Source organism: Sphingobacterium sp. R2, assembly GCF_040760075.1.
In the GTDB taxonomy this organism is placed as follows: Bacteria; Bacteroidota; Bacteroidia; order Sphingobacteriales; family Sphingobacteriaceae; genus Sphingobacterium.
This window is the reverse complement of the sequence record NZ_CP142884.1, coordinates 4,616,869-4,642,763: the sequence shown is the minus strand read 5'-3', so window position 1 is coordinate 4,642,763 and position 25,895 is coordinate 4,616,869. Positions and strand designations below refer to the sequence as shown.

19 protein-coding genes are annotated in these 25,895 nt (G+C 40.3%); 13 read left to right on the top strand and 6 right to left on the bottom strand.

What is annotated here, in order from left to right; all coding sequences use genetic code 11:
• Positions 1 to 175: 175 nt before the first annotated feature.
• Entirely contained in the window at positions 176 to 2,959 is a 2,784-nt protein-coding gene (gene leuS, locus VXM68_RS19475) for a leucine--tRNA ligase (protein WP_367209756.1), read from the top strand.
• 55 nt (positions 2,960 to 3,014) lie between these two features.
• On the opposite strand, the gene VXM68_RS19470 is transcribed toward leuS, so the two are convergent.
• On the bottom strand, positions 3,015 to 3,296 hold the full coding sequence (locus VXM68_RS19470; RefSeq protein WP_293954862.1) for a GNAT family N-acetyltransferase: 282 nt from the start codon (positions 3,294 to 3,296) through the stop codon (positions 3,015 to 3,017).
• Positions 3,297 to 3,587: 291 nt separating this feature from the next.
• Here VXM68_RS19470 and VXM68_RS19465 point away from each other — a divergent pair, with 291 nt between their 5' ends.
• Positions 3,588 to 4,013: a cold-shock protein gene (locus tag VXM68_RS19465; protein ID WP_293954864.1), complete on the top strand. Its 426-nt coding sequence runs from the start codon at positions 3,588 to 3,590 to the stop codon at positions 4,011 to 4,013.
• 182 nt (positions 4,014 to 4,195) lie between these two features.
• Here VXM68_RS19465 and VXM68_RS19460 read toward each other — a convergent pair whose 3' ends face one another.
• The gene (locus tag VXM68_RS19460) at positions 4,196 to 4,702 is read right to left on the bottom strand and encodes a GNAT family N-acetyltransferase (RefSeq protein ID WP_367209755.1); all 507 of its coding nucleotides are present in this window, start codon (positions 4,700 to 4,702) and stop codon (positions 4,196 to 4,198) included.
• A gap of 74 nt (positions 4,703 to 4,776) precedes the next feature.
• Here VXM68_RS19460 and VXM68_RS19455 point away from each other — a divergent pair, with 74 nt between their 5' ends.
• Positions 4,777 to 5,304 (top strand): SRPBCC family protein, encoded by a 528-nt coding sequence (locus VXM68_RS19455; protein ID WP_294182608.1) that lies wholly within the window; start codon positions 4,777 to 4,779, stop codon positions 5,302 to 5,304.
• Between the two features lie 129 nt (positions 5,305 to 5,433).
• On the opposite strand, the gene VXM68_RS19450 is transcribed toward VXM68_RS19455, so the two are convergent.
• Positions 5,434 to 6,054: a hypothetical protein gene (locus VXM68_RS19450; RefSeq protein ID WP_367209754.1), complete on the bottom strand. Its 621-nt coding sequence runs from the start codon at positions 6,052 to 6,054 to the stop codon at positions 5,434 to 5,436.
• A gap of 1,500 nt (positions 6,055 to 7,554) precedes the next feature.
• Complete coding sequence (locus VXM68_RS19445; protein WP_367209753.1) at positions 7,555 to 8,394, bottom strand: DUF4846 domain-containing protein; 840 nt, start codon at positions 8,392 to 8,394, stop codon at positions 7,555 to 7,557.
• A 158-nt stretch (positions 8,395 to 8,552) separates the two neighbouring features.
• Here VXM68_RS19445 and VXM68_RS19440 point away from each other — a divergent pair, with 158 nt between their 5' ends.
• The 3 genes from VXM68_RS19440 to VXM68_RS19430 all read left to right on the top strand — a co-directional run bounded on the left by VXM68_RS19440 (position 8,553) and on the right by VXM68_RS19430 (position 14,003).
• Positions 8,553 to 11,975 carry a glycosyltransferase gene (locus VXM68_RS19440; protein WP_367209752.1) on the top strand — a complete coding sequence of 1,141 codons (3,423 nt, stop codon included), beginning with the start codon at positions 8,553 to 8,555 and terminating at the stop codon, positions 11,973 to 11,975.
• 122 nt (positions 11,976 to 12,097) lie between these two features.
• Positions 12,098 to 13,621, top strand: coding sequence for an NAD(P)H-hydrate dehydratase (locus VXM68_RS19435; RefSeq protein ID WP_367209751.1), 1,524 nt, complete (start codon positions 12,098 to 12,100; stop codon positions 13,619 to 13,621).
• On the top strand, positions 13,602 to 14,003 hold the full coding sequence (locus tag VXM68_RS19430; protein WP_294182597.1) for a GNAT family N-acetyltransferase: 402 nt from the start codon (positions 13,602 to 13,604) through the stop codon (positions 14,001 to 14,003). Before VXM68_RS19435 ends, VXM68_RS19430 begins: the two co-directional genes overlap by 20 nt.
• 68 nt (positions 14,004 to 14,071) lie before the next feature.
• Here VXM68_RS19430 and VXM68_RS19425 read toward each other — a convergent pair whose 3' ends face one another.
• On the bottom strand, positions 14,072 to 14,659 hold the full coding sequence (locus tag VXM68_RS19425) for a sugar O-acetyltransferase (RefSeq protein ID WP_367209750.1): 588 nt from the start codon (positions 14,657 to 14,659) through the stop codon (positions 14,072 to 14,074).
• Positions 14,660 to 14,874: 215 nt separating this feature from the next.
• Here VXM68_RS19425 and VXM68_RS19420 point away from each other — a divergent pair, with 215 nt between their 5' ends.
• The gene (locus VXM68_RS19420) at positions 14,875 to 17,088 is read left to right on the top strand and encodes a glycosyltransferase family 4 protein (RefSeq protein WP_367209749.1); all 2,214 of its coding nucleotides are present in this window, start codon (positions 14,875 to 14,877) and stop codon (positions 17,086 to 17,088) included.
• On the opposite strand, the gene VXM68_RS19415 is transcribed toward VXM68_RS19420, so the two are convergent.
• Entirely contained in the window at positions 17,060 to 18,544 is a 1,485-nt protein-coding gene (locus VXM68_RS19415; protein ID WP_367209748.1) for a glycoside hydrolase family 130 protein, read from the bottom strand. The genes VXM68_RS19420 and VXM68_RS19415 overlap by 29 nt on opposite strands.
• 127 nt (positions 18,545 to 18,671) lie before the next feature.
• On the opposite strand from VXM68_RS19415, the gene VXM68_RS19410 reads away from it, so the two are divergent.
• The 6 genes from VXM68_RS19410 to VXM68_RS19385 all read left to right on the top strand — a co-directional run bounded on the left by VXM68_RS19410 (position 18,672) and on the right by VXM68_RS19385 (position 25,859).
• Complete coding sequence (locus tag VXM68_RS19410) at positions 18,672 to 20,144, top strand: aminoacyl-histidine dipeptidase (RefSeq protein ID WP_367209747.1); 1,473 nt, start codon at positions 18,672 to 18,674, stop codon at positions 20,142 to 20,144.
• A 222-nt stretch (positions 20,145 to 20,366) separates the two neighbouring features.
• On the top strand, positions 20,367 to 21,695 hold the full coding sequence (locus VXM68_RS19405; RefSeq protein WP_367209746.1) for a gluconate:H+ symporter: 1,329 nt from the start codon (positions 20,367 to 20,369) through the stop codon (positions 21,693 to 21,695).
• Positions 21,696 to 21,725: 30 nt separating this feature from the next.
• Positions 21,726 to 22,190, top strand: coding sequence for a RidA family protein (locus VXM68_RS19400; protein ID WP_294182581.1), 465 nt, complete (start codon positions 21,726 to 21,728; stop codon positions 22,188 to 22,190).
• Between the two features lie 10 nt (positions 22,191 to 22,200).
• Positions 22,201 to 23,307: a D-TA family PLP-dependent enzyme gene (locus VXM68_RS19395; protein WP_367209745.1), complete on the top strand. Its 1,107-nt coding sequence runs from the start codon at positions 22,201 to 22,203 to the stop codon at positions 23,305 to 23,307.
• Between the two features lies 1 nt (position 23,308).
• A complete protein-coding gene (locus VXM68_RS19390) occupies positions 23,309 to 24,403 on the top strand; it encodes a dipeptidase (RefSeq protein ID WP_367209744.1) in 1,095 nt (364 codons plus the stop codon).
• Between the two features lie 214 nt (positions 24,404 to 24,617).
• Complete coding sequence (locus VXM68_RS19385; protein WP_367209743.1) at positions 24,618 to 25,859, top strand: MFS transporter; 1,242 nt, start codon at positions 24,618 to 24,620, stop codon at positions 25,857 to 25,859.
• The last annotated feature ends 36 nt before the right edge of the window (positions 25,860 to 25,895 follow it).

The following is a 25,895-nucleotide window of genomic DNA, read 5'->3' as shown; positions in this document are numbered from 1 at the left end:
AGATTTCGAATTAATCTTGTAATTACTTTGATAAAAATCAATTCGAACCCTGTTTTCTACCTATGCTTAATTAACTTTTCAATACTATAATTTATTGTTCAAACTACAAAACTTTTATCACATTTCAGTATTAAATCGTAATTTCGCCAGTCATAAAAATTCCTTAAGAATAAAAATGGAGTATAATCACAAATCATTAGAGAAAAAGTGGCAAAAATTTTGGGCGGATCATCAAACGTTTAAAACTTCTGATACGCAACAAAAGCCAAAATACTATGTATTGGATATGTTTCCTTATCCTTCCGGAGCGGGGTTGCACGTTGGTCATCCGCTGGGCTATATTGCTTCGGATATCTTTTCAAGGTATAAACGTTTAAAAGGTTTTAATGTGTTGCATCCGATGGGGTATGATTCTTTTGGTCTTCCTGCGGAGCAATATGCGATTCAAACGGGCCAGCATCCAGCCGTAACGACTGAAGTCAATATCAATCGTTATCGGGAACAGATGGATAACATTGGATTCTCTTATGATTGGAGCCGGGAAGTGCGTACTTCAGATCCTTCCTATTACAAATGGACGCAGTGGATTTTTATGAGATTATTTGATTCTTGGTATAATAAAGAATCGGATAAAGCCGAACCGATCGAAACGTTGATGGCGAGGTTTGCTACAAATGGATCTGCTGCTATTGCAGCGGTTGCTGATGAGGACGTTTTGGAATTTAGCGCTGAAGATTGGAAATCTTTTGATGAAGAAAAACAACAACGTGAATTGCTGAAGTACCGGATTGCTTATTTACGAGAAAGTACAGTAAATTGGTGTGCTGCGCTGGGAACTGTATTAGCGAATGATGAGGTAATCAATGGGGTTTCTGAGCGTGGAGGATATCCCGTCGAGCAAAAGAAGATGATGCAATGGTCTATGCGGATCACAGCTTATGCTGATCGGCTCCTGAGAGGGTTGGATACGGTTGATTGGCCCGAACCTTTGGTAGAAATGCAACGTAACTGGATCGGAAAATCGGTGGGTGCTTCCGTGAAATTCCCCGTACCACAATTAGATACGGTCATCGAAGTTTTTACGACACGTGTAGATACTATTTTTGGCGTTTCATTTGTCGTTTTAGCTCCAGAGCACGAATTGGTACCAGCATTAACTACCCCTCAGCAACAATCCGAGGTAAGTGCCTATATTGAGAAAACTTCCAAAAAGTCTGAATTGGATCGTATGGCCGATACGAAAACAGTTTCTGGGGCTTTTACGGGTTCGTATGCCAAGCACCCACTTTCGGGACAAGACGTACAGATTTGGATCGCAGATTATGTATTAGCCAGTTATGGAACAGGCGCTGTCATGGCTGTACCTAGTGGCGATCAACGGGATTATGTATTCGCTAAGCACTTTGATCTTCCTATTATTCCTATTTCAGATACTCAAAATATTGAAGAAGAAGCTGATCCCAATAAGGATGGGAAATATATTAATTCCGATTTTATCAATGGTATGACTTATCAAGAAGCTGTACCTGCTTTAATTGCCAAGTTGGAGGCGATCAAATTGGGTAAAGCGAAAATCAACTTCCGTATGCGGGATGCCATTTTTGGACGTCAGCGCTATTGGGGCGAACCCGTGCCTGTATACTTTAAAAATGGATTACCTTATTTAATTAAAGAAGAAGAATTGCCTCTCTTATTGCCGGAAGTTGATAAATATTTGCCAACGGAATCAGGCGAACCCCCTTTAGCAAGAGCAAAAGGTTGGAAATATGAAGATCAATATGAGTATGAATTGAGTACAATGCCCGGATGGGCAGGCTCTTCATGGTATTGGTTTAGATATATGGATCCGAAAAACGACGGTGACTTTGCGTCCAAAGAAGCTGTAGACTATTGGAAAGCAGTAGATTTATATATCGGTGGTTCGGAGCATGCTACCGGGCACCTATTGTATTCGCGCTTTTGGAATAAATTCTTAAAAGATTTGGGCTACCAGAACGAGGAAGAACCATTCCGTAAATTGATTAATCAAGGAATGATTCAAGGGCGCTCTAATTTTGTGTATCGTGTGTTGGATGAAGAGGGTAGAGGAACAAATCAATTTGTGTCTTACGGGCTGAGAGATGAATATAAAACTATACCTTTACATGTTGACGTAAATATTGTACAAAATGATGTGTTGGATTTAGAAAAATTCAAAAACTTCAGACCTGATTTTTCAAATGCTGAATTTGTATTGGAGAATGGCAAGTATATCTGCGGTAGCGAGGTGGAGAAAATGTCGAAGTCCAAATTCAATGTTGTCAATCCAGATGATATTATCGAATCTTATGGAGCGGACACACTGCGGCTGTACGAAATGTTTTTGGGGCCTTTGGAGCAAGCTAAGCCTTGGAATATTAATGGTATAGAAGGAGTTTATAAATTCTTACGTAAGGTATGGCGTCTGTTTCATGATGCAGAGGGTAATTTCAATGTTTCCGACGAAGAGCCTACAAAAGCAGAATTTAAAGCCTTACATAAAATTATTAAAAAGGTGGAAGACGATATTGAGCGTTTTTCTTTCAATACTTCGGTTTCTGCATTTATGATCTGTGTGAATGACTTAACAGATTTAAAATGCAATAAGCGACAGATACTGGAACAATTCATTATCACCCTCCAACCGTATGCACCCCACATTACGGAAGAGCTGTGGACGCTATTAGGGAATGAAGCCGGTACACTTTCTTCTGCTTCTTACCCTATATTTAGACCGGAATATTTAGTCGAATCAGAATTTGCGTATCCGGTATCCTTCAACGGAAAGATGAAATTCAATCTATCGTTAGCGCTCGATCTAGATCAAAAGACGATCGAAGATATCATCAGATCACATGCCGATGTACAACGTCATCTAGATGGGAAAGCCATAAAAAAGATTATTTTTGTTAAAGGGAAAATAATCAATATTGTGGTCTAACCAGATTCACTTTCCAATAAAAAAGCCGTTTTATCGAAAAGATAAAACGGCTTTTTTATGCTAATACATCTTGAAACGCTATTGTCTTTTCAAAGATTGCTTTCGCATATGGGCAATTGGGAACAATTTTAGCGTCGTTCTTTCGTGCATAGTCAACTGCCTCCAATACTAATTTTTTGCCTACACTCATTCCTCTGTATTCTTCGTGCACTTCCGTGTGGTCAATCGAAAATTCATGATCGTTTTGCCACGTATACTCTAAAATTCCGGCTTCATTATTTTCAACCTCTGCAACGAAATTACCTCTTTGGTCTGTCTCAATGTTTTTTATCTCCATAATTTTTTTAAAAAATAACGTCTTAAAGGACGTTTTGTTTTATGTAATTTTTAATTTTTTGCTCACTGTCATGTTTGTCTAATTCGCACTACTTTTCCATCTACTGATAATTAAAGCAAAACACCTATTGTCGTGGGCCAGGAAAGCGAATAAGGATAGGCAATATGCATTTTTAAAGAATTTTTCGTATATTTGCAATTATCTCCTTAGAATACATCGCATTTTTATCTTTTCAACGAAGCTCTAAAGGTCCGAAACCTCCACGGGAACATTTACTTTAATCCATATTGAATGAGCAAAAGCCAAATCACATTTAACAAAAAAGAACGAGAAAAAAAGAAATTACTCAAGAAGCAGCAAAAAAATGAGAAAAAGGAATTCAATAAAACAAACAATGACAAGGGAAAATCTTTGGAAGAATTGTTTGCTTATGTTGATGAAAATGGGAATATCTCAGACAGACCTGCAATAAAATTGAAAGAAGGTGAGAGTCCAAGTATGGTCTCAAATCATCATGATGAGTATTCCTTTGGAAAAGTTGTCCACTATAATAACGATTCCAACTATGGATTCATCAGAGACAACGAAACCCAGCAATCTGTTTATTTCAACGACCGTTTGGTCGGGCAGAAATTGAATTTGAATCAGAAAGTGAAGTTTAAATTTAAGAGTGCTAAGCAAGGCGCGCAAGTGACTGAAGTCTTGATCGAATACTAGAAGAATAAACACTGCAAATTTCAGGTGTTTATGATAGTAAGGCCCTTTGTTTGATGTCAAAGTTGTTGAAGTCAAACAAAGGTTTTTTTTGCATGTACAAATACTTTGCGCAGGAAGCTGACCTATCGTACTAATAGGATTTATTATACGGTTATAAGCTTCATTTTTGCACAGCTTTCATATTACCCATTAGTTTTCCATTCAGATTTCCTAATCTGCATGTTGAGGCTTTTCCAGGTTTCATCCCCAATGGATACTTCCGAACTAATGTTTTCGTTGATCCGAAAACCTACTTCTTGATAGCATCGAATGGCATTGGCATTCCATTCATAGACATTTAGATCAGCTATGCCATAGTTACCGTCTATAAAAAGTAGCTTCAGGAGTGCATTTACAGTGCTTTTGCCATAGCCTCTATTCCGGTCAGAGCTTTTCGCAATTAAAATACGGCAAAGTCTTGGGGTATTCCGCTCGAAGTTTAATTCACAATGACCAATAATTTCTTTAGTTGCTGTATCAGTTATTTTAAAGATTTGTCGCTTTGGATCTGTAATGTATTTTTCAAGTTGCTGGTCGGTAATCGGAAAAGCAAAATAAGGGCCTGCAAACTGTAAGAGTTCCCTCGCTGATCCAATCCACGATTTAAATAGTGTGAAATCTGACTTTTCGAATTGAATAAGTGTTACCATTATTGTTGTTTTTTTTGTAGCCATTCCGATAGCGCAGGTCCAATTTATACAATTTTTGGCAACCGATTCCAAAGATGTCCGCTAATTTCACGAAATTCACACAAAATTTAGTACAGGACATTATGCCGCAGCTTATTTTAGATACCTTTATAGAGGCTCCTTTGTCTGTGGTTTTCGACCTGGCACGTAGTATTGATCTGCATAAGTATTCTGCAAAGAAGACTGGAGAGGAGTCAATTGGAGGGGTGACGACTGGTTTGATCGAGATGGGGCAGCAGGTTAGGTGGCGTGCAAGACATCTCGGGGTCAGGCAAACGTTAACTGTGCAGATAACAGCCATGGAACGGCCTTATTTTTTTGAAGATAAAATGGTCCACGGGATCTTTTATTCCATGGAACATCAGCATTTCTTCGAAGAAGTTGAACATGGAAAAATAATCATGCGCGATATTTTTAATTTCGAAGCACCGTTTGGTGTTCTGGGAAAATTTGCGGAATCTCTCTTTTTAACACGTTATATGCGAAAGTTTATTGAAGAGCGCAATCAGGTAATCAAAGAAGTTGCTGAATCTGGTCGTTATGTGGACTATATACCCGAATAGCTTTTTTACTAGAAGCGAAAGATTGATCGCCTTCGGTTAGCGCATTTTGCTATTGGTCTAAAATCTTATCAAGGGTAGTGTTGACCTTTCCTATTGTTCTCCCGAAAAAATCCCTGAGATTCCCTGTATTTAATCATTCCGTGCAACAACATCCAGGTTTGGATTTTTCTTACGAAGTTGCTCTTGTATAAAATCAAAAGCGCCTTTTTGATTCATAGTCACCTGGTGGATTTTGTTGAATTCATTGAAAAAATAGACGCGGTAGCTATTAGGGCCCCGGTAATTGCGTATGATTTTCGTTTCAATGCGATGGATTTGATCAATTTCAATGCATTTATTTCCGATCAGCGGGAAAAATAGAATCTCATTTTTAAAAAAAACATAAGGTGCTATCGCTGAAAAGATGCGGGTCAATCGCTTGGTGTATTGCTCGTAGGTAGCAAGGTCCTCGCTGTTTAGATCCTGTAGTACCCGAATAAATTTTTGGTTCTTCCTGTAAACTACCCAGCATAAAAGTCCAAATATAAAACCTAAATAAATGAAAAGAATCGATAGGGTAGGGAGTGATTTGTAGAAAAATGTAAGTCTGTCTTCAATGCCTAGCCAATGTTGAAAAAAGGCGGACAGGAAAAATCCATAGCAAAAGGCGAATATAGAGAGGAAAATTCCGATGATCACATTGCGGGTCCTCCTAATCTTTTTGAGCTCTATTTTTAAAAAGAATGGCAATGCTGAAAGTTCGTAGCTCATAAAATTTTTTAAAATTTAAATATACAAAAATGCTTTGTGTTCTTCATTGAAAGTTGAATCTTATCAATTTATAAGCTGCATTTATATGATGTTTAACTTTATGTTTTGTTATATAGTTGATTGTATTATATATATTTATGTTTTTAATATGTTGCTTACGTATTGTCTGTTATTTTTAAGCTCATTTTTACTGATTTGAAGAATTCTATTTTCATTTTTTCTTTTTGTAATTGCCTTTACTCGACTGAGCTGTTTTAGCTCGTATGTGCTATTCTATTTATTGGTGGTGTATTGGGTAGAGGAATAGAATATACTGTCTTAAATCGATTAAAAATACTATTACAAGCTATATCCTAGGGCAACAGTGTATTTGGTCCTTCTGATTGAATCAACTATGTGGAAAAATAGGCAAAATTTTTATTGATTAAGCGTCTTTTCATCTATATTGCCATTTAGAGGCTTTTTGGCTTCATTGTAATTCCCCGCCGCTATAAGTTTGCTTGAATTTCCATTTATTGCTCTAGATCGCGCTAAATGCCTGCTTAATCGAAAGTAAATACATTGCGACGACCCATGTCGTCTATATCGATCTATATCAATGCAGTATGGATAAGTTTAAAGGGGCATGATATAACTGATCGCTATAGAGCGATGCCGTTTAATACAATAAAAAGATTGGATAAAATTTTATCCAATCTTTTTATTGTATTAAATAAGCATTATATGTCATTTTAATTGGTAATTTTTCTATTTATATAAGTTACGTAAAATATTGTTTTTTAAATATTAATAATTATTTATTGCGGTATTTTTGCGACGGTATGCAATATCATGTAAAATCACCTTTATAGTCAGTAAATAGTAACCTTTTTTTAAAATTTAATCCAAAAGAAAGACGGAGAAAGGGCGGTCAAAAAATGATAAGCTATTAGAAAATGTAATCATTTTCCTTGTTTACAACGCTGCTTAACTAAAATGTGTACTATTTTCAATTGTTTGTATGGGGACTGACCTCATTGTTATACCTGTCTCGATATCATGACTGTTTCTCATGCTTCATGTAACTTATCGGTATATAAGACTATTGTATAAATTGAGGTTAGGGTGCCATAGATACTTTTTTTTATATAAAAATCTTATTTTCATATTTATTATGTTCTTTATGTCAAGGTTTAGTTGTGCTTATTTAATAAGCACAGGTCGACACAACATTACCTTGAAGACAAGTCTGCCATCATAATGTTTAGTGTTATTATCAAGCTTTATTTGAAAGGATATGCATTGTAGTCAATAGAATTTTTCCTTTAAAGAGCTCATTATTGAATTGGCTAACGGCCGCTTTTTGAAGCATTGCCGAAAGCTTTTTTGGTATGATCTTAAACTCATGGTGTAATGGGTTTTATGTTGCTGTTTTGAACAAAATTATAGCCCCTTGCCGCAGTTGGCAAAGTTTTGCTAGCAACCAGCTAAAGAGTTTAGTTTGATTGCAACCGCTTTAGGCTATTCCCAAGTTTTGAGGTTTTTTGGATAAAATGTCCATTCAGGAGTTTTTATTATGTTCTGATCTATATCATACCAAGGACTGAGTTTGCTATCATTCCAATTGTTTAAAATTTGTATATCTTGAGCTGGCATGTAGCTTTGGGCGAGTAGCACAATTGTTTTTCCGCTATTATTCTTGGCCAGATCAACAACGATAACTGCATGGCCAATAGGCGATCCTTTTTGAATAAAAGTGTCTCCAATTTTAACTTCTTGGGTAGTGTTTACTTGATGAAGTTCGTCGTGTAGCGAAGCGGTATTTGCATAGGCGAAGATGTATTCCAAGTACTTCCAATAGGTCGGATAGGAGTAGTCTCCCTTTGCGTAGTTTGTATACGCTCGGGGTTTGCCATCCGAGAGAAAGTTAAATTTTATATCCTTATACCGCTTTTGTCCGTATAAATAATCCGCCCTGAGTCGCATGATTGCATCGGCGCACTGATGTAAATCTCGTTTTCCTATGTGCAGTTTTACAACACTATTGTAGATGTTTTCTCTACGTTTAATCTTTCCATTGTAATAATGTACCTCCTGATCGATAGAATAAAGTGGGAGATTTTCAAGAAAACTCCCAAATGCAACAGTTTTGTATTGCAGCCTTTTGAATCCTTCTGGTAATAGAAAGCGTGATTTAATGGTCATTCCATTAGGGTCAATAAATTGGTATCCGTCCGTCCGTATAGCTTCCTTGTATGCCGGCTCCATACTTTGTGTTTTCGATGCGGTGATATTGGGCTGTCCACAACCAAGAAAAGCCTGACAAGAGAACAAGGGGATGAGTATAGTTAGTGGTCTCATAGTTCTACATAGTATATTACAATTTAACGAATATACTTAAATTTATGGGGAAATCGGGAGAAGAGTAAAGCTTTAAAATTAAGAAATTTTTAAGCTATTGATTTGCTCTTTGGATCATTTTCTGATGTAGCTTAGCCGAAGTTAATGAGAATACTATTATGTCAGAAAAACAGATTTTTCAGACGTCGAGCAAAAAGCGCTGGTACGCTTTTTCTTGGATGAGCAGGGCATTGGTGATTGGTTTGATCATTGGTGTTATAGGTGTAATTTATACCTTAGTTAAGATCCAGATTCCTCCGTTCCCAATAATTAATACCAACACGCCGTTGACTGAAAAGTCTACTGCCAGATTAAAGAAATCAAAACAATTCAAGGAATTTACCATTTTAAAATCCGAATTGGAGAAAATCAAATATGATCGTGATCGCAAGCATCTAAAACATATTGGCTCAAAAAGTAGGATCAATATGGGATTTTACGTCAGTTCATGGTCAAACGAAGTACGTGAGCAGTCTCTATCTGATTTACGCCGCAACATCGGTCATTTGGATATGGTCGCCATGGAGTCATTTTTTACAGTACCCAATCAGGATACGGTGGTAGATAAAGCGGATACTGCCGCGCTCAAGGTTATTCATCAGTATAAGCGTAAAGCTATCGCACAGATTTCAAATTTTAATGGTAACGATTTTGACGGGCAAACCGTAAAAGCAATCTTAGTTGATCCAGAAAAACAACAACGTTTTATAGACGATATTCTGTTAAAAGTGAAGCGAGATGGTTTTGGGGGAGTAAATATTGATTTTGAAAACTTACAATTGGACGACCGGAAGGAATTAAATGATTTTATGGCTCACATTTATACCGTGTTTCATACCGAGGGGCTTCTTGTGTCGCAGGATATTTCGCCCGAAAATGATGATTACGACCCGATTGCCTTGCAGAAATATAATGATTACATAATCTTAATGGCCTATGATCAACATTCCATTGAAAGTAATGCAGGCGCTATCTCCCATCAGGCATGGGTCGAAAAAAATCTCGATGAGCTCTGTAGTAAGGTCAATGCGGACAAGGTAATTTTGGCGTTGGCATGTTATGGCTATGACTGGCCTAAAGGTAGTGTTGGACAGACATTGACTTATGATAATGCAGTCATTTTGGCGCATAATTACAATGCCAAGATTGCTTTTAATCCCGAATCGGCAAATCTAAGTTTTAGTTATACCGACGGAGGAGGAATGCATCATGATGTTTACTTCACAGATGCAGCAACCTATTTTAATCTTATCCGTAAAGCAGATGACTGGGGATTAGCCGGTATTGCTCTTTGGCGTTTAGGTAGTGAAGACGCCCGTTTATGGTCTTTTATTTCAAGATCATTAAGTCAAGAAAGCTTAAAGAAAGATCCATTTGACTTTGGAAAGATACAACAAATCCTAGTTGGAGGGATTCAATATATTGGCGATGGGGAGATTTTGGATTTGGTGAATAGCCCGGTTCCTGGGGAAGTTAAATTTATTTACGATTCATCGACGCTAATGATTCAGGACCAAGTGTATGTAAAAACACCGAGCAATTACGTTATTAAGCGCTTTGGAGAAAGAGACAAGACGGTGGTGCTCACATTTGATGATGGGCCTGATCCTACTTATACGCCACAAGTATTGGACATCTTAAAAAAAGAACGTGTTCCGGGAGCTTTCTTTCTTGTGGGTATGATGGCTGAGAAAAATATGGATCTGGTCCGTCGCGAATACCAGGAGGGACATGAAATCGGTAACCATACTTTTTTTCACCCCGATATGTCCACAATAGGGCCAAATCGTGTTAAGTTCGAGTTGAACGCGACCCGAAAGATCATTGAATGTATAACCGGTCATAGTACAATTCTTTTCAGAGCTCCTTTTAATGCGGATGCCGAACCACAGACGGTGGCCGAAATTCTGCCCGTGGCCCAGAGCCGTAAAGAGAACTATATCAATATTGGCGAATACATCGATCCCAACGATTGGGTACCTGGCCGTACAGCAGATGAAGTCTATAATGAAGTCATCAAACAACGCGATAATGGAAACATTATCCTATTACATGATGCTGGAGGCAATCGAGAAGCGACCATAGCCGCCTTGCCACGTATTATTCATTATTTTAAATCTCATGGATATAAATTTGCAACGATTGGTGATTTAATGGGCAAAAAACGAGATGAATTGATGCCACCTGTTGAAAATGCTTCCGATTCGGGATTTAGTGGATCTTCCAACCGCTTGTTCTTAGGAACCTTGTTTTATGGTAACATCTTCTTGAATCTGGTTTTTTCCATTGCCATTGTATTGGCAATTTTTAGAACAGCAATGATCGCTTATTTGGCAATCCGGCAAAAGCGAAGGAGTAAAAAGGAACATTCCCAATTGATAGTTGATCCTCAAGACAAGGTGAGCGTTATTATTCCTGCCTATAATGAAGAAATAACCGTACTGGCTACGATAAAAAGTCTTTTGAATTTGGATTATCCAGATTATGAATTGGTTTTTGTGGATGACGGATCGAAAGACAAAACGTTTGAGCTGGTTAGTAAGGTGTATGGCGACCATCCTAAAGTAAGGCTGTTTACCAAACAAAATGGGGGCAAAGCTTCTGCGCTTAACTATGGTATCCAACAATCCCAAGCGCAGTTTGTGCTCTGCATCGATGCCGATACGCAACTAAAGACAAATGCATTAAAACAATTGATGAAGTATTTTAATAAGGACCAGGTTGCAGCGGTTGCCGGAAGTGTGAAGGTCGGTAATGTACATAATATTTTGACGCATTGGCAATCGATCGAGTACATCACGTCACAGAATATGGATCGACGAGCCTTTGATCTGCTCAATATGATATCGGTAGTGCCTGGAGCAATTGGCGCCTTTCGTAAATCCGCTCTTTTGGAGGTGGGGGGATTTACAACCGATACCCTAGCGGAAGATTGTGATTTAACCATGCGTATATTAAAAGCCGGCTATATCGTTCGTAATGCATCAGAAGCAATCGCGTATACCGAAGCGCCAGATACGGTTGGCATGCTCTTTAAGCAAAGATTCCGCTGGAGTTTTGGTGTATTGCAAAGTTTTTGGAAGAATAAACAGACCTTATTAAATCCGAGATACGGCTATTTTGGTATGGTTGGAATGCCCAATATCCTGATCTTTCAGATTATTCTTCCGCTATTTGCACCTTTGGCCGACATATTTATGCTGTTCTCCTTGGTAAGCGGTCTTTTCTCCCTAAGTGAGGTAAATGGTATCAGCTGGACAGGAATTGCCGGATTGTTTTCATTGCATACGGGTTTTGGTCAGGTGATGTTCTATTACTTCCTATTTGTTGCCGTCGATATTTGCTTTGCGGCTATTGCGTTTAAATTGGAAGGAGAAAAGCTGGTCAACTTAATTTATTTGTTTCCACAACGTTTTTTCTGGCGCCAATTGATGTACTTCGTCTTATTTAAGTCGGTCAAAAAAGCCATTAAAGGAGAATTAAATACATGGGGTACCCTGAAACGAACTGGAGGAGTGAAGCAGGTCATCGCAAGTGAATAGAAAGCGCTCATTGACAGCGAAAGCTTAAATCTGCATGTACATCACTATCCTTAGCCAAAAAGTATACTGATATTTTTATTTGATCTCAGGATTAGTTACTTTCAATAAAAATAAGAAGAACGATGAAGATACTATCCGCTCAGCAAATGAGGAGCATCGATGGCGAAACATTAAAGGATCAAGGTGTCAACAGCCTGGATCTTATGGAGCGTGCTGCAACTGTTGTTTTTGAGGAAGTTAAAAGACTTCATTCCCGGATGGAGCGTGAAACATTTTACATTTTTTGTGGCAAAGGGAATAATGGTGGTGATGGCCTGGTTCTTGCTCGCTTATTGAATCAAGAGCAGGCAATGGTAAAGGTCTACATCGTCGATGTGGAGGAGTATTCCGCTGACAATCTTGCTAATCAAAAGCGTTTGTCCAACCAAGTAATCCAAAAGATCAATCCCGAAGAGCAAGTGGATATTCCTTCCAATGCAATCGTACTGGATTGCCTGTTTGGTTATGGGTTAAATACAGTCCTCACAGCAGAATGGAATGGTATTATTTCGAGTATAAATGGATGCGGTGCAAGAATATACTCAGTGGATATGCCTTCTGGGCTTCTTGCGGATAAAAATACGCCGCCTGATGCTCTAGTTGTTAGGGCAGACTTTGTGTTTACCTTTCAGGCGCCCAAGCTCGCCTTGCTACTGCCGGAAAACCAATGGTATGTCAAAGACTTTAAGGTGTTGGATATCAATCTCAGTCGGCTGGCCATTGACGAAACAGAAACTGATCTCTTTTATGTTGATCAGCTCCTTGTCGCTTCTTTTTATCGAAAGCGACGGAAATTTGATCATAAAGGGACATTTGGTCATACGTTGATTATTGGCGGGAGTAAGGGTAAAATGGGAGCTGTGCAGCTTGCGTTACGAGCAGCCCTTCGCGCCGGATGCGGTTTAGCCACAGCATATGTGCCCGCTTGTGGCCATACGATCTTACAGACTGCTGTGCCCGAAGCAATGATCTTGACAGATACTGAAACGGATTTTATTACCCAAATCCCCAACATCACGAGTTATCAATCTATTGGTATGGGTATTGGCATGGGTACAACGCAATATACTATTGATGCCTTAAAGGTATTTATTTTCACTAAAAGTAATACCCCGTTGGTATTAGATGCCGATGCATTGAATATTCTTGCTCGAGATCCTGATCTATGGGCATTTGTACCGGCAGACAGTATATTGACTCCACATCCAAAAGAGCTTAGTCGAATATTGGGTCCTTGGAAGGATGATTTCGAAAAGATGGAAAAAGTAAAAGCTTTCGCCGTCAAACACCAATTTTATATGCTGGTTAAAGGGGCCAATAGCATGATGGTCATGAACGATGGGGCACTCTATTTCAACAGTACAGGGAATGTTGGGATGGCGACGGGTGGCAGTGGCGATATCCTGACAGGTATCATCGCAGCGCTTCTAGGACAGGGGTATTCATCCAAACAAGCTCTAATTATGGGTGTATATATCCATGGGCGTGCAGCAGATATTGCGGTAGAGAAGATTGGAGTCTATTCCTTGTTGCCTTCCGACACAATCAACTATCTTTCCAGTGCACTGATTGGATTAGAACAGGAGTATGATGGATTGGTACATTGAGCAAGTCTTTGCTGCCCGAACTTGGAAACTGCGAAAAGAAGTCTTTTCTCCCGAGGGGAAGCTTGGTGAAGTAATGCTAGATGGCGATTTTGAAGCCACGCATTTTGCAGCCTACGATGGAAATGATGTCGTTGGTGTTCTCAGCCTGATTTCTCTCGGCGATAACTACAACATCCATTTTCTTGCCGTTGCCCCACATGTTAGAATGCAGGGGATAGGCACGGCATTATTAGGCTACGCTAGACGATTTATAGGTACATTTAATGGTAAAGTTGTGCTAGCCGAAGCCCTTCTTGATCAACAGCACTTTTGGAAAAAGAACGGTTTTGATGCGGTAAAGCAAAAGGATACCACCGTCACCTATTCATTAGCGCTAAGGTAATTTTATTCGCCAAGGTCAGTAAATACAATAATAGGGTGCTCCTGGTTCATCCAGCATGTGTGGCTTTACTAACTTTCGACGTAGTCGATTCGATCCGATTCAGTTATCGGGCGAAGGATCCGGCAAGGATTGCCAGCCGCTATGACGTTTGATGGAATATCTTTAGTAACGACTGATCCAGAGCCAATCACCGTATTTCTTCCAATCCGGACGCCGGGATTGACAACAACATGCCCACCTATCCATACGTTATCTTCAATAACGATTGGCAGCGCAAATTCCCAGCCTTGATTTCTTGCTTCAAAATGAAGGGGGTGACCGGCGGTGAATAGGCTCACATTGGGTCCAAACAGTACATTATCGCCGATAGTAACTGGAGCACAGTCTAAAATAGTGCAACTATAATTGCTGTAAAAGTTTTCGCCAATAGTAATGTTATAGCCGTAGTCACAACGAAATGGAGGCTCAAGAAAAAAACGATGTCCTGTTGCGTTAAATAGTTTCTGAATAATCTGTTTTCTAAATTTGATTTGTTTAGGTTCCGAATCGTTAAATCGCTTAAGCTCTTCTTTGGCGTATTGCCTATCTTTAAATAACTGTCCATCCGAATCAAGATAGGGAAGGCCGGCAATCATTTTTTCTTTTGGTGATTTCATTCAGTACTTCCTTTTAGTTGGCAAACATAGACAAATTGATGATTAAATACAATACTAATCTAACGACCGTTCATAGGGGATTCACCCCCCCAAGTACCTTTTCTTTGAATTCCTCCCGATGTGACAAAACAATTTTCGTCCGAAAAGCATTTAAATAATGTAGCACACATCTGCTTCAGCCTAGTTCTGGGCTTTATCCAATAATTATTATTTCAATGAAGATCGCTTATATAAGTACCTATTTACCGAAAGAATGTGGTATTGCCACCTTTACATCAGATTTGTTGCAGGCTGTTTCGCTGCATAATGAGGAATTGACACAACATGTTTTTGCTGTTGCGGACCGGGATTATGTATATCCCAATGAAGTTGTTTTCCAAATCAACCAACATGCTCAGCTGTCGTATATCGAAGCGGCCAACTATATTAATGAAAACGGTTACGATTGTGTGATATTGGAGCACGAGTACGGTATCTTTGGTGGTAATAGCGGGATGTATATCTTATCCTTGATCAATGCACTGCATATTCCATTACTGGTTAATTTTCACACCATCCTGGAAAAGCCGAATGTCGATGAGAAAGCTATTCTTATTGAAATTGTTAAGCGGGCTTCGATTGTTACTGTGATGAGCAATTATGCGATAACATTACTCAAAAATATTTATAGGGTCAATACGACAAAAGTTGTATTAATACATCACGGAGTGCCAGAATTTACCTTGGATCATGAACTTGCAAAGTTTAAAAAAGGCCTGTCAGGGAAGAAGGTTCTGTTAACTTTTGGTTTTTTGGGACGAAATAAAGGTATTGAAATGGTGATTGAATCTCTACCCGAAGTGGTCAAAAATGAGCCTGATCTAGTATACCTCATCGTTGGTAAAACACACCCGAATGTATTGGCGCATTCGGGGGAGGAATATCGGGAGTATCTCGGCAGTCTAGTAGAAGCCTACCATTTGGAGGAACATGTCCGATTTGTTAATTCCTTCGTCAGCCAGTCCGATCTTGTCGAGTATCTATGCGCCTGCGACGTCTATGTCACTCCTTATATTAACGAGGCGCAAATTACCAGTGGGACATTATCGTATGCCATCGGAGCGGGAGCAGCGGTAGTGTCTACTCCTTATTGGCATGCCAAGGAATTGCTTGCCGATGGAAGAGGGGTACTGGTTGAATTTAAAAATTCAGCCGGAATGGCTGAAGTGCTTAAAAATCTGTTCTCAAATTTAGATTATCGCACCACATTGCGAGAAAATGCGAGCGCGTTCGGAAGAGAGTTAAACTGGAAAAATATAGGCCTTCGTTATACGCGGGTTTTGGAAAGAATCATTCCAACCTCCGACAGCCTGAAAGAAAATGTAGCCTTTACAAAAGATGAAATGCCCAAATTCAGTTGGAAGCATATTGATCGACTTACTAATCAAGTCGGTATCTTGCAGCATGCAACGTATTCACTGCCAAACTACAAAGAAGGCTACTGCATCGACGATAATGCCAGAGCACTTCTACTCACCTTATTGGCTCAAGATGATTTTGCTGATAAGAAGTTAGATCGTCGTATCTCCACTTACCTCAGTTATATCTATTATCACCAGCGCGAAGATGGACTATTTCATAATTTTATGGATTTCCAGCATAATTTTCTCGATGAAGTTGGTTCGGAAGATTCTTTTGGGCGGACAATATGGGCCTTGGGCGTACTTCTTCGTAAAACTGAATTGACTAGCTACTATCAATTGGGACGCGAATTATTTTTTAGAGCTGTGCCAAATTTCAGTCAGTTGCGCTCCATTCGTGCAATAGCATATACCGTATTGGGAATTGCAGAATATTTGCATGACCAATCCAACGATGAAGTAATGATAGAGTTGATGCGTACTCTTATTGGTAAGTTGGTGTGGGAATATGACGCCAGTTCTGATGAACATTGGCAATGGTTTGAATCAGTATTGACTTATGACAATGCGATATTGCCCTATGCGTTGTTGGCCGCAAGTTCATTTTTAAACGATGATAAAATAAAACATTTAGGACTATCTACACTCAAATTTCTCGAAAGCATAACCATACAAAATGGCACGCTTTCATTGGTTGGAAATCAGGAATGGGCCAAGCAAGGCAAGCATATCAGCAAATTTGGCCAGCAGCCTCTTGATGTAACGGCGATGGTATTTATGTATCGCGAAGCATTTAAACTGACGAAGAAGAAAATCTATTTTAACCGAATGATTGCCTCGTTTCGCTGGTTTTTGGGAGAAAATGATCTTCGTCTTGGACTTTATGACGAGGAGACCAAGGGTTGTTGCGATGGTTTGGAATCGTATGGCATCAATAGAAACCAAGGGGCTGAAAGCACCCTGTGTTTCTATTTAGCTTATATTGAAGTATATCGTGCTTTTAAAGATACCGATCAGGGTTTAAGATAGCGAGTAGTAAATCTTCGAGTTTGATAGTTGCGTAAGTGGACTCATAATCAGACATTGCATACGGTAAAATGAGGTAGTCATTGTGTACAATCGCTCCACAAGAATAAATGACGTTAGGTACGTATCCTTCTCGTTCTTCATCATTTGGTGTCATCAAGGGGCTATGTAGGCGACCAATTTCAACATGGGGGTTATCCAGATCCAAAAGGGAGGCCCCCAAAACATACTCACGCATTGGCCCTACGGCATGGGTAAGGATCAGCCAGCCATATTGTGTTTCTATTGGCGACCCGCAATTACCAATCTGCACAAATTCGTATGGATATTCGGGCTCTTGAATGCGGATTGCCGTTTCCTGCCATATATTAATATTATTAGAGTAAGCAATATAATTGTTCTCACCGTCGATGCGGCAGAGCATGGCATATCGTCCGTTTATTTTTCGTGGAAATAATGCGGCACCCTTATTGGCGATTTCACCATAGATAGGTTTCACTTTAAAATGGTAAAAATCTTTTGTGGTCAATAGCTTAGGGAGAATGCTAAATCCGTCATAGGCGGTATAGGTTGCATAATATACGCTCTCACCCTTCTCATCTTTGAACTGCACAAACCGGGCATCTTCAATACCTCTTTTTTCGGTGTCAGCGAGCGGAAATATCACGCGTTCTGAAATAGAAGTGTCCCAGGAGAATGTCATTTCATAATGCGAGGAAGCGAGCCAGAATGCCTGCTGTAAAAATGTCACATTTTCAAGGTTTTCCTCGCTATCATGGCGCACTTCATCAATATACCGCTTCAATTCCTCGTAAGTAAAGGTATCTGTCAGTTTTGCCTCCAGTTTAGACTTTACTTCAGTGGGATCGGCATGTAGCTCATTCATTTTCTTTAAGAAAGATTCCTTATGATAACGATGATTTTTGACCTGAATAGGTTTGTCCAATAAACTACCGACATAGTCAATATGAATATTATTGTTAACATCCAATGTGCCCGAGCGAAAAACAATGGAAGAGACATGGCCTTCGCCAGTGGCCCTGAAACTTAGAATAACACGTTTTTCCCCTTTAAACAATTCTGTCTGGTCCGGATGTTCTATGATGGACGGATTGAACAACGCCGCAGACTCTATCGAATACTCCATGGTAAAGTAAGAGCCAATCAGTAACTTGTCAATATGACTTAGTTTCTCTCTTGAAAAAGGAATCTTTGCTAATAAGTGGCTTACCCGGTCAAAATTTCGTTCAAAGATATGAACAATACTCCGATGCCTTTTCGTATAGCTCCGCAGGACCTGCCCAAAGACTTCTTTCCGCTGCGATTCTTTAAGGGATAAGATGCGTTTAATGACTTTGATTGTGCGATCATCTCCTAAAAAAAAGAAACGTGCTAGCACTCTTTTTTTATCTGGCTTAAAGTAAATATCTTTTCTTTCAACTTGTACTGGTTTATGCATAATATTATGTTCATGTTTACATCCTTATTAGAACGAATGGCGCCTGTCTTTTGTTTTTATTCCCAGTCAATAATCAAAGGATATCTGATAAAAATCGAGTACCTTTGGCTTAGGAAAATTTTAAGATATGATTGAAAATAGTTTAGATACGTTAGAGCCGAAAGCAATTTGGAGGAATTTCTCTGCGCTAAATGGGGTGCCAAGAGCTTCAAAGAAAGAAGCACGCGTAATTGCTTTTATGGTAGACTTTGGAAAATCACTAGGGTTGGCGACGAGCGTAGATGAGATTGGAAATGTGCTTATTAAAAAGCCCGCTACTAAAGGAATGGAAAATCGTAAAACGATTGTATTGCAGTCGCATTTAGATATGGTCCACCAAAAAAACAACGATACTGTTTTTGATTTCGATACCGAAGGTATAAATATGTATGTGGATGGTGACTGGGTAAAAGCAGACGGCACCACTTTGGGCGCGGATAATGGTCTTGGCGTCGCGACAATCATGTCGATTTTGGAATCATCTGCTATTGTGCACCCAGCTATTGAAGCTTTATTTACCGTTGATGAAGAGACCGGAATGACAGGAGCGTTAGGATTAAAAGGTGGCGTGCTTTCGGGCGAAATCCTGTTAAATTTAGATACCGAAAATGACAGCGAGATTGATATTGGCTGTGCAGGGGGGATTGATGTAACGGCAACACAGTCGTATAGTGCAGAACCTTGTCCTTTTGACATGCTATCATTTGAACTTACGGTGAAAGGACTGCATGGAGGACACTCCGGAATGGATATCCATAAAGGTTTCGCGAATGCAAATAAGGTGATGAACCGCTTGCTCTATAAAGCTTATCAGCAGTATGGGCTTCGAATTGCGTCGCTTTTAGGCGGAAGCCTCCGCAATGCTATTCCGAGAGAAAGCGTTGCTAAGGTTGTTGTTGTCAAGGATAAGGCAAGCAGCTTTGTTCAGAATCTGACTCAATTGGCGCAGGATATTAAAATGGAATTTGCAACAACGGAACCGGCTATGGAAATTGTCGTAAAGCAAACTGATGCTGCTTATGCAACAGTAGTTCCAGTAAACGTGCAGGAAAACCTGATCAACAGTGTTTATGCAGCCTTGAATGGAGTATACCGTGTGAGTGCCGATTTTGAAGACCTAGTAGAAACCTCCAATAATATTGCTAAAGTTGAAGTCGGAGGCGAAAAGGTTTCCATCAAATGTTTAACGAGATCTTCTGTCGAAACATCTAAATTTGATTTAGCCCAATCTTTGCAGGCTGCATTCGAACACGGTAATTTTAAGGTTGATTTTTCGGGTAATTACCCCGGATGGGCCCCTAATCCGAATTCTGAAATTTTGGAAGTTCTAAAATCCATTTACACGGTACAACACGGTGAAGCGCCAGAAGTCGTAGCCTGTCACGCTGGACTTGAGTGTGGTATTTTGGGTACAAACTACCCTGGAATGGATATGATTTCCTTTGGTCCCACAATCTTAGGAGCACATTCGCCAGCAGAGCGCGTCTCCATTTCTTCCGTGCAGAAGTTTTGGAGGTTTATCCTCGAAATTCTTAAAGAGATTCCGAAAAAGGAAAGTTAAATAAAAGCATCCTTAGTCCTTGACAGATAGTTGATAAAATACGGCAATAGATCATGAAAAAAGAAAGGTATGGTAATAAACCATACCTTTCTGCTTTATACTAATTTTTCTTTTTTTAAGAAAAAATGAAAAAATATCCTTACTTTGAAATTGAAAAAAACGATTTACTAGACCAAAATAATATGTAATCTCTGCATTTGAGAGAATCCTAATTATGATATAATGACTATAATCCTCATTGTAATCAGCATTTGTTTGCTTATCCTTTGCATAACTTATTTTAAGATCAATGCCTTTCTCGCTTTTTTAGTTATTTCCCTACTCAGCGGACTTTGTTTGGGTATTCCACCGGCACAGTTGGTGGGTACAGTTGAAAAAGGTGTTGCAGGCGTCATGGGAAGCCTAACTTTAATCATTGTTTTGGGCGCAATGTTGGGGAAAATTGTTGCTGAAAGTGGGGCCGCTGAGATAATTGCTGAGCAAATGGTCCGCCTGATGGGAGAGCGATACTTGCAGTGGGGGCTTATGTTGACGGGTTTTATCGTTGGAATACCGCTATTTTATGGAATCGGATTTGTCTTATTAGTCCCCTTGATATTTTCGATTTCCTACCGCTATAAGTTGCCGACAGTATATATCGGATTACCGATGCTGGCAGCCCTGTCTGTGACACATGGCTTTATTCCGCCACATCCTTCCCCGGTTGCATTAGTTGCCCTGTTTCACGCTGATATGGGACTGACACTTATCTATGGTATTTTGATCGCCATACCTGCTATTATTTTGGGTGGGCCAATTTTTGGAAGAAGCCTCAAAAATATACGGGCAAGTCAGGAATCAATTTTCCGCGAGAAAGATCACTCGGAATCAGCGCAGTATCTGCGCCCCACAGTGGCCGTGAGTTTGGTTGTAGCCTTGCTGCCGGTATTGCTCATTGTCTTATTTACATTGCTTCCTTATTGCTATCATACAAGCAATATAGCGCTGCAGCAGGGAGTTAAGTTTATCGGCAACCCCACCGTTGTTATGGTTATTGCGGTCAGTGTAGCAACCTATTTATTAGGATTGAAATTGGGGCGATCGATGGCCAATGTGATGAAAATCTATGAATCTGCAGTGAAAGATATTGCCATGATCCTACTGATTATTGCTGGCTCGGGAATCTTTAAACAGGTGATGGAGGATAGTGGTGTGAGTCTATTATTGGCCAATACCCTGCAGCAGCTGTCGATTTCACCGCTACTATTGGCTTGGTTAATTACAGCTGTTATCAGAGGTTGTGTCGGCTCGGCCACAGTAGCCGCTTTAACGGCCGCTGGTGTGCTGCTACCGATTGTTACAGGGGGAAAAGTGGATCCCAACCTTATGGTGTTGGCGATAGGAGCCGGCAGTTTGATGTTTTCCCATGTTAATGATGCCGGATTTTGGCTATTTAAAGAGTACTTTGGGCTTAGCATAAAGGATACCTTATTTTCCTGGTCCATCATGGAGGCGATTGTTTCCATTGTTGGGCTGCTTGCTGTTTTACTATTGCAATTAATTTTATATTAGCTATTATTTTAAACTTTAAAATCGTTAAAGATGTACAACGCAGATGAACAATTCGAAAAATTAGGTTTGACATTACCACCAGCACCGGCACCTAAAGGTGTCTATAAACCATACGTCATTGACAGCAAGTACCTGTATCTTTCTGGTCATGGTCCTGTACAAGATGATGCTACATTAATTATCGGTCGAATTGGAAGTGATATCAGTCCTGAAGAAGGCAAACTTGCGGCGAGACAAGTTGGTCTAACTATGTTGTCGACCATTAAAACCAACTTGGGCTCATTGAACAAAATCAAGCGTGTGATCAAGGTATTGGGTATGGTCAACTGTACCTCGGATTTTCTTTATCATCCAGGCGTAATTAACGGCTGTAGTGAGCTATTCGCTGCGGTTTGGGGAGAAGAGAATGGTATTGGAACACGTAGTGCAGTTGGATTTGGTTCTTTGCCCGATAATATTCCCGTAGAAATCGAAGCATTATTTGAGTTATACTAATCGGAATTGTATGGAAACTTGGTGCCATATACATGATGTCGATGAGGTCGATTCGCCAGCTTTGCTGGTCTACCCTGATCGCATTGTCAAGAACATAGATCGCGCTTTACATATTGTGCATGGGCGGGCTGATCGATTGCGGCCGCATATCAAAACGAACAAGTGTCGGGAAGTATGCCAACTGATGATGGATAAGGGGATTACAAAGTTTAAGTGTGCAACTATTGCAGAAGCTGAACTATTGGGTGTTATCGGTGCAAAAGATGTTTTGCTGGCATACCAGCCCGTAGGGCCAAAGATAGATCGTTTTTTTAATCTTGTAACCGCCTTTCCAGAGACACATTTTGCCTGTCTTGTGGATCATGTCGATGCAGCACAGGAGATTTCAAAGCGTAGTCTGTCGAAAGACTTACGCAGCGCTGTTTATCTTGATGTTAATATTGGCATGGGACGTACAGGAGTAGCTTTAGAAGGTATTGAGCGTCTCGTTATGGATATCCATCTTTTGGAAGGTATTCAGTTGGTAGGTGTGCATGGTTATGACGGTCATATTCATGACAAAGATTATAAACTTCGCGAAAAGCAATCCCAACATTCGTATAGTATACTCGAAACCGCCTATCTTATGGCGCAGGTGTCTACTTCTAAACCGTTGACTAAAGTTATTGGCGGTTCGCCAAGTTTCCCTTTTCATGCCGAACGCAGCGATGTAGAATGCAGTCCCGGAACGTTTGTGTTTTGGGATTTCGGCTATGCCGAAAATTACGAAGAACAGGATTTTATGCTTGCGGCGGTACTTCTGACGCGTGTCGTCTCGATTGTTGATCACAAGCACCTTTGTTTGGACCTGGGGTATAAATCAGTTGCATGTGAATCGCCGCAACCCCGCGTCAAGTTTTTCGATCCCCGTATAGGCGAAATAAAAATGCAGAGTGAAGAGCATTTGGTTGTTGAAGTTTCCAATACTGCACAATTTAATATCGGCGATGCCCTTTATGCCGTGCCAAGGCATATCTGTCCGACAGTAGCTTGTTATGGCGAACTTCAAGTTGTCAATGAACGGCAGGCAGATCAAATTTGGACTGTTTATGCGCGAAATAGAAAAATAAATTATTGATATGTACGAATTTGAAATGCCATTTCTGGTCGATGCACATTTGGATTTGAGTATGAACGCCATGGAATGGAATCGGGATCTTCGATTGTCGATTACCGAACTGAACCGTAGGGAAAAGGGGATGGATGACAAGCCCGATCGGGCTAAGGCAACCGTCACTTTTGACGAATTGCGTCGTGGTCATATTGGTTTGGTTGTTGCGACACAAATCGCCCGTTTCGTAAAACCCGAGAGCTCTTTACCAGGCTGGTACTCACCGGAACAGGCATGGGCACAAACACAGGGGCAGCTTGCATGGTATAAAGCGATGGAAGCCGATGGACAAATGAAAATGATCTGTACAAAAACTGATCTGGACCAACATTTGGCGCTTTGGTCGGATGGTGGCGATCATGCCGATAAGCCAATCGGGTACCTGCTGAGTCTGGAAGGTGCCGATTCTATTGTAGATGTCAGCTATCTCGAAACAGCCTATAACTATGGTTTAAGAGCGATTGGGCCAGCACATTACGGACCGGGTCGATATGCCAATGGAACAGACTCGTCGGGTAAGCTTAATGAGCAGGGAACAAGGTTATTGGAAGAAATGGAGCGATTGGGGATGATATTGGACGCGACACACCTGAATGATGATGCTTTTTGGGATGCTGTCCAACGCTATCAGGGTGCGATTTGGGCCAGCCATAATAACTGTCGCAAGTTTGTGGACCATAACAGGCAGTTCAGTGATGAAATGATCAAGGCTCTTGTAAAGAAAAAAGCAGTGATCGGGGTAGCGCTCGATGCTTGGATGATGGTACCGAATTGGGTACGCGGTGTATCCGATCCTAAAACAAGCAATTGCTCCATGGATATCATGGCCAACAATATTGATCATATTTGTCAATTGGCAGGAAATGTCGATCATGTTGGCGTGGGCAGCGATTTAGACGGCGCATTTGGCCGTGAACAGTGTCCTTATGATCTGGAAACGATTGCTGATATCCAAAAAGTATTTGGCATCCTGTCAAAAAGGGGGTATAATAACACCGATCTTGAAAAGATTGCCAGCAAGAACTGGCTTAATTTTATGCGAAATGCATTGCCCGAATCATAAGAATAAAATAGAGCTCTATTTGAGCTTGTATAGAGCAATGACAACCGAAGACAATAGCCTGATTAATCGATAGTCACTCGAGGACAACGAGCGCATTACTTCAGTAATCATGTCTCTCTATATTGTTTTGAATATCAATAATATAAGGTGTCTATGTGGTCATTTAAAACCGATGAGATAAATCAAAACAAACACCTCCAACACCAATTAATAGATGAAACCAGTATTACGCTTCCAATTGTCCCTGATGATGTTTTTAGAATATTTTATTAAAGGGGCCTGGTTTGTTACTTTGGGAACATACCTTATTAAATCGCTCAATGCCTCGGGTATGGAGGTCGCGAATATTTTTGCAACACAATCCCTTGGTGCTGTATTTGCTCCTTTTTTTGTGGGTTTTGTCGCCGACAGATATTTTAATGCTGAGCGGGTACTTTCAGCATTACATCTCCTTGGAGCTGCACTACTTTACGGGATGTCGCAGGCACCCGATGCAACACATTTTTATCCCTATGTATTTGTTTATTTTATGGCTTACATGTCTTCGCTATCCTTATCCAATGGGATCGCATTCCGGCATATTGAAGACGCGAAGAAGTATTTTCCGGGGGTACGCGTGTGGGGAACTATCGGTTGGATCTGTTCGGGACTAGTGATCAGTTATTTGTTCCGTTGGGATGCTCCCGAATCGATACAGGCAGGTGCCCTGCATAATACCTTTATTATGGGCGCGGTTTGTTCGTTGTTACTGGCATTCTTTAGTTTGGCCCTGCCAAAAACTCCACCTCAGGTGAAACTCAGGGATGAAAAATTTGATTTTGGAAAGGCAATCGGTTTGGATGCATTGAAGCTTTTAAAACAGCGGAGTTTTCTGATTTTTTTTGTAACAGCAATTGTCATCTGTATTCCCATTTCGTTCTATTATCAAAATGCGAACCCATTTTTGGTCAACGCCGGAATACCGAACCCCACAGCAAAAATGGCATTGGGGCAATTTTCCGAAGCCATCTGCTTGTTGTTGATTCCATTTTTCTTTAGACGCTTGGGGTATAAAAAGATGATTTTACTGGGCATTGCGGCCTGGGCACTCCGTTATTTGTTTTTTGCCTACGGCGACGGACAGGAACGGTCATTCTTATTGCTATCCGGAATTTTATTGCATGGCATCTGCTATGATTTTATGTTCGTAGTGGGGCAGATCTACACCGATCGAATTGCTGGTGAAAAATACAAGGCTTCTGCACAGGGGCTTATTACCATCGCGATGTACGGTGTAGGGATGCTGATCGGATTTTGGGTTGCCGGTGCTGTTTCAGATTACCTGAAAACAGCTTATGCTGCTCAATTTTGGGAATATCTTTGGTTTATTCCGGCAGGTATTTCTGGTTTTTGTCTTTTGCTATTTGCCCTGTTTTTTAAAGAGGATAAAACGGTGCCGGATATGAAAGCCAGTTAAAGATGCGCTATGTTCAATTGAAGGAAGAACGTCCGT

Excerpts from the sequence above, each read along its gene's own strand:
- VXM68_RS19450 (WP_367209754.1), bottom strand. The coding sequence starts at position 6,054 with ATGAGCTACGAACTTTCAGCATTGCCATTCTTTTTAAAAATAGAGCTC.
- VXM68_RS19390 (WP_367209744.1), top strand. The coding sequence starts at position 23,309 with ATGTACGAATTTGAAATGCCATTTCTGGTCGATGCACATTTGGATTTG.
- VXM68_RS19420 (WP_367209749.1), top strand. The coding sequence starts at position 14,875 with ATGAAGATCGCTTATATAAGTACCTATTTACCGAAAGAATGTGGTATT.
- VXM68_RS19435 (WP_367209751.1), top strand. The coding sequence starts at position 12,098 with ATGAAGATACTATCCGCTCAGCAAATGAGGAGCATCGATGGCGAAACA.
- VXM68_RS19415 (WP_367209748.1), bottom strand. The coding sequence starts at position 18,544 with ATGCATAAACCAGTACAAGTTGAAAGAAAAGATATTTACTTTAAGCCA.
- VXM68_RS19400 (WP_294182581.1), top strand. The coding sequence starts at position 21,726 with ATGTACAACGCAGATGAACAATTCGAAAAATTAGGTTTGACATTACCA.
- VXM68_RS19425 (WP_367209750.1), bottom strand. The coding sequence starts at position 14,659 with ATGAAATCACCAAAAGAAAAAATGATTGCCGGCCTTCCCTATCTTGAT.
- leuS (WP_367209756.1), top strand. The coding sequence starts at position 176 with ATGGAGTATAATCACAAATCATTAGAGAAAAAGTGGCAAAAATTTTGG.
- VXM68_RS19470 (WP_293954862.1), bottom strand. The coding sequence starts at position 3,296 with ATGGAGATAAAAAACATTGAGACAGACCAAAGAGGTAATTTCGTTGCA.
- VXM68_RS19440 (WP_367209752.1), top strand. The coding sequence starts at position 8,553 with ATGTCAGAAAAACAGATTTTTCAGACGTCGAGCAAAAAGCGCTGGTAC.
- VXM68_RS19405 (WP_367209746.1), top strand. The coding sequence starts at position 20,367 with ATGACTATAATCCTCATTGTAATCAGCATTTGTTTGCTTATCCTTTGC.
- VXM68_RS19460 (WP_367209755.1), bottom strand. The coding sequence starts at position 4,702 with ATGGTAACACTTATTCAATTCGAAAAGTCAGATTTCACACTATTTAAA.
- VXM68_RS19430 (WP_294182597.1), top strand. The coding sequence starts at position 13,602 with ATGATGGATTGGTACATTGAGCAAGTCTTTGCTGCCCGAACTTGGAAA.
- VXM68_RS19385 (WP_367209743.1), top strand. The coding sequence starts at position 24,618 with ATGAAACCAGTATTACGCTTCCAATTGTCCCTGATGATGTTTTTAGAA.
- VXM68_RS19395 (WP_367209745.1), top strand. The coding sequence starts at position 22,201 with ATGGAAACTTGGTGCCATATACATGATGTCGATGAGGTCGATTCGCCA.
- VXM68_RS19455 (WP_294182608.1), top strand. The coding sequence starts at position 4,777 with ATGTCCGCTAATTTCACGAAATTCACACAAAATTTAGTACAGGACATT.
- VXM68_RS19445 (WP_367209753.1), bottom strand. The coding sequence starts at position 8,394 with ATGAGACCACTAACTATACTCATCCCCTTGTTCTCTTGTCAGGCTTTT.
- VXM68_RS19410 (WP_367209747.1), top strand. The coding sequence starts at position 18,672 with ATGATTGAAAATAGTTTAGATACGTTAGAGCCGAAAGCAATTTGGAGG.
- VXM68_RS19465 (WP_293954864.1), top strand. The coding sequence starts at position 3,588 with ATGAGCAAAAGCCAAATCACATTTAACAAAAAAGAACGAGAAAAAAAG.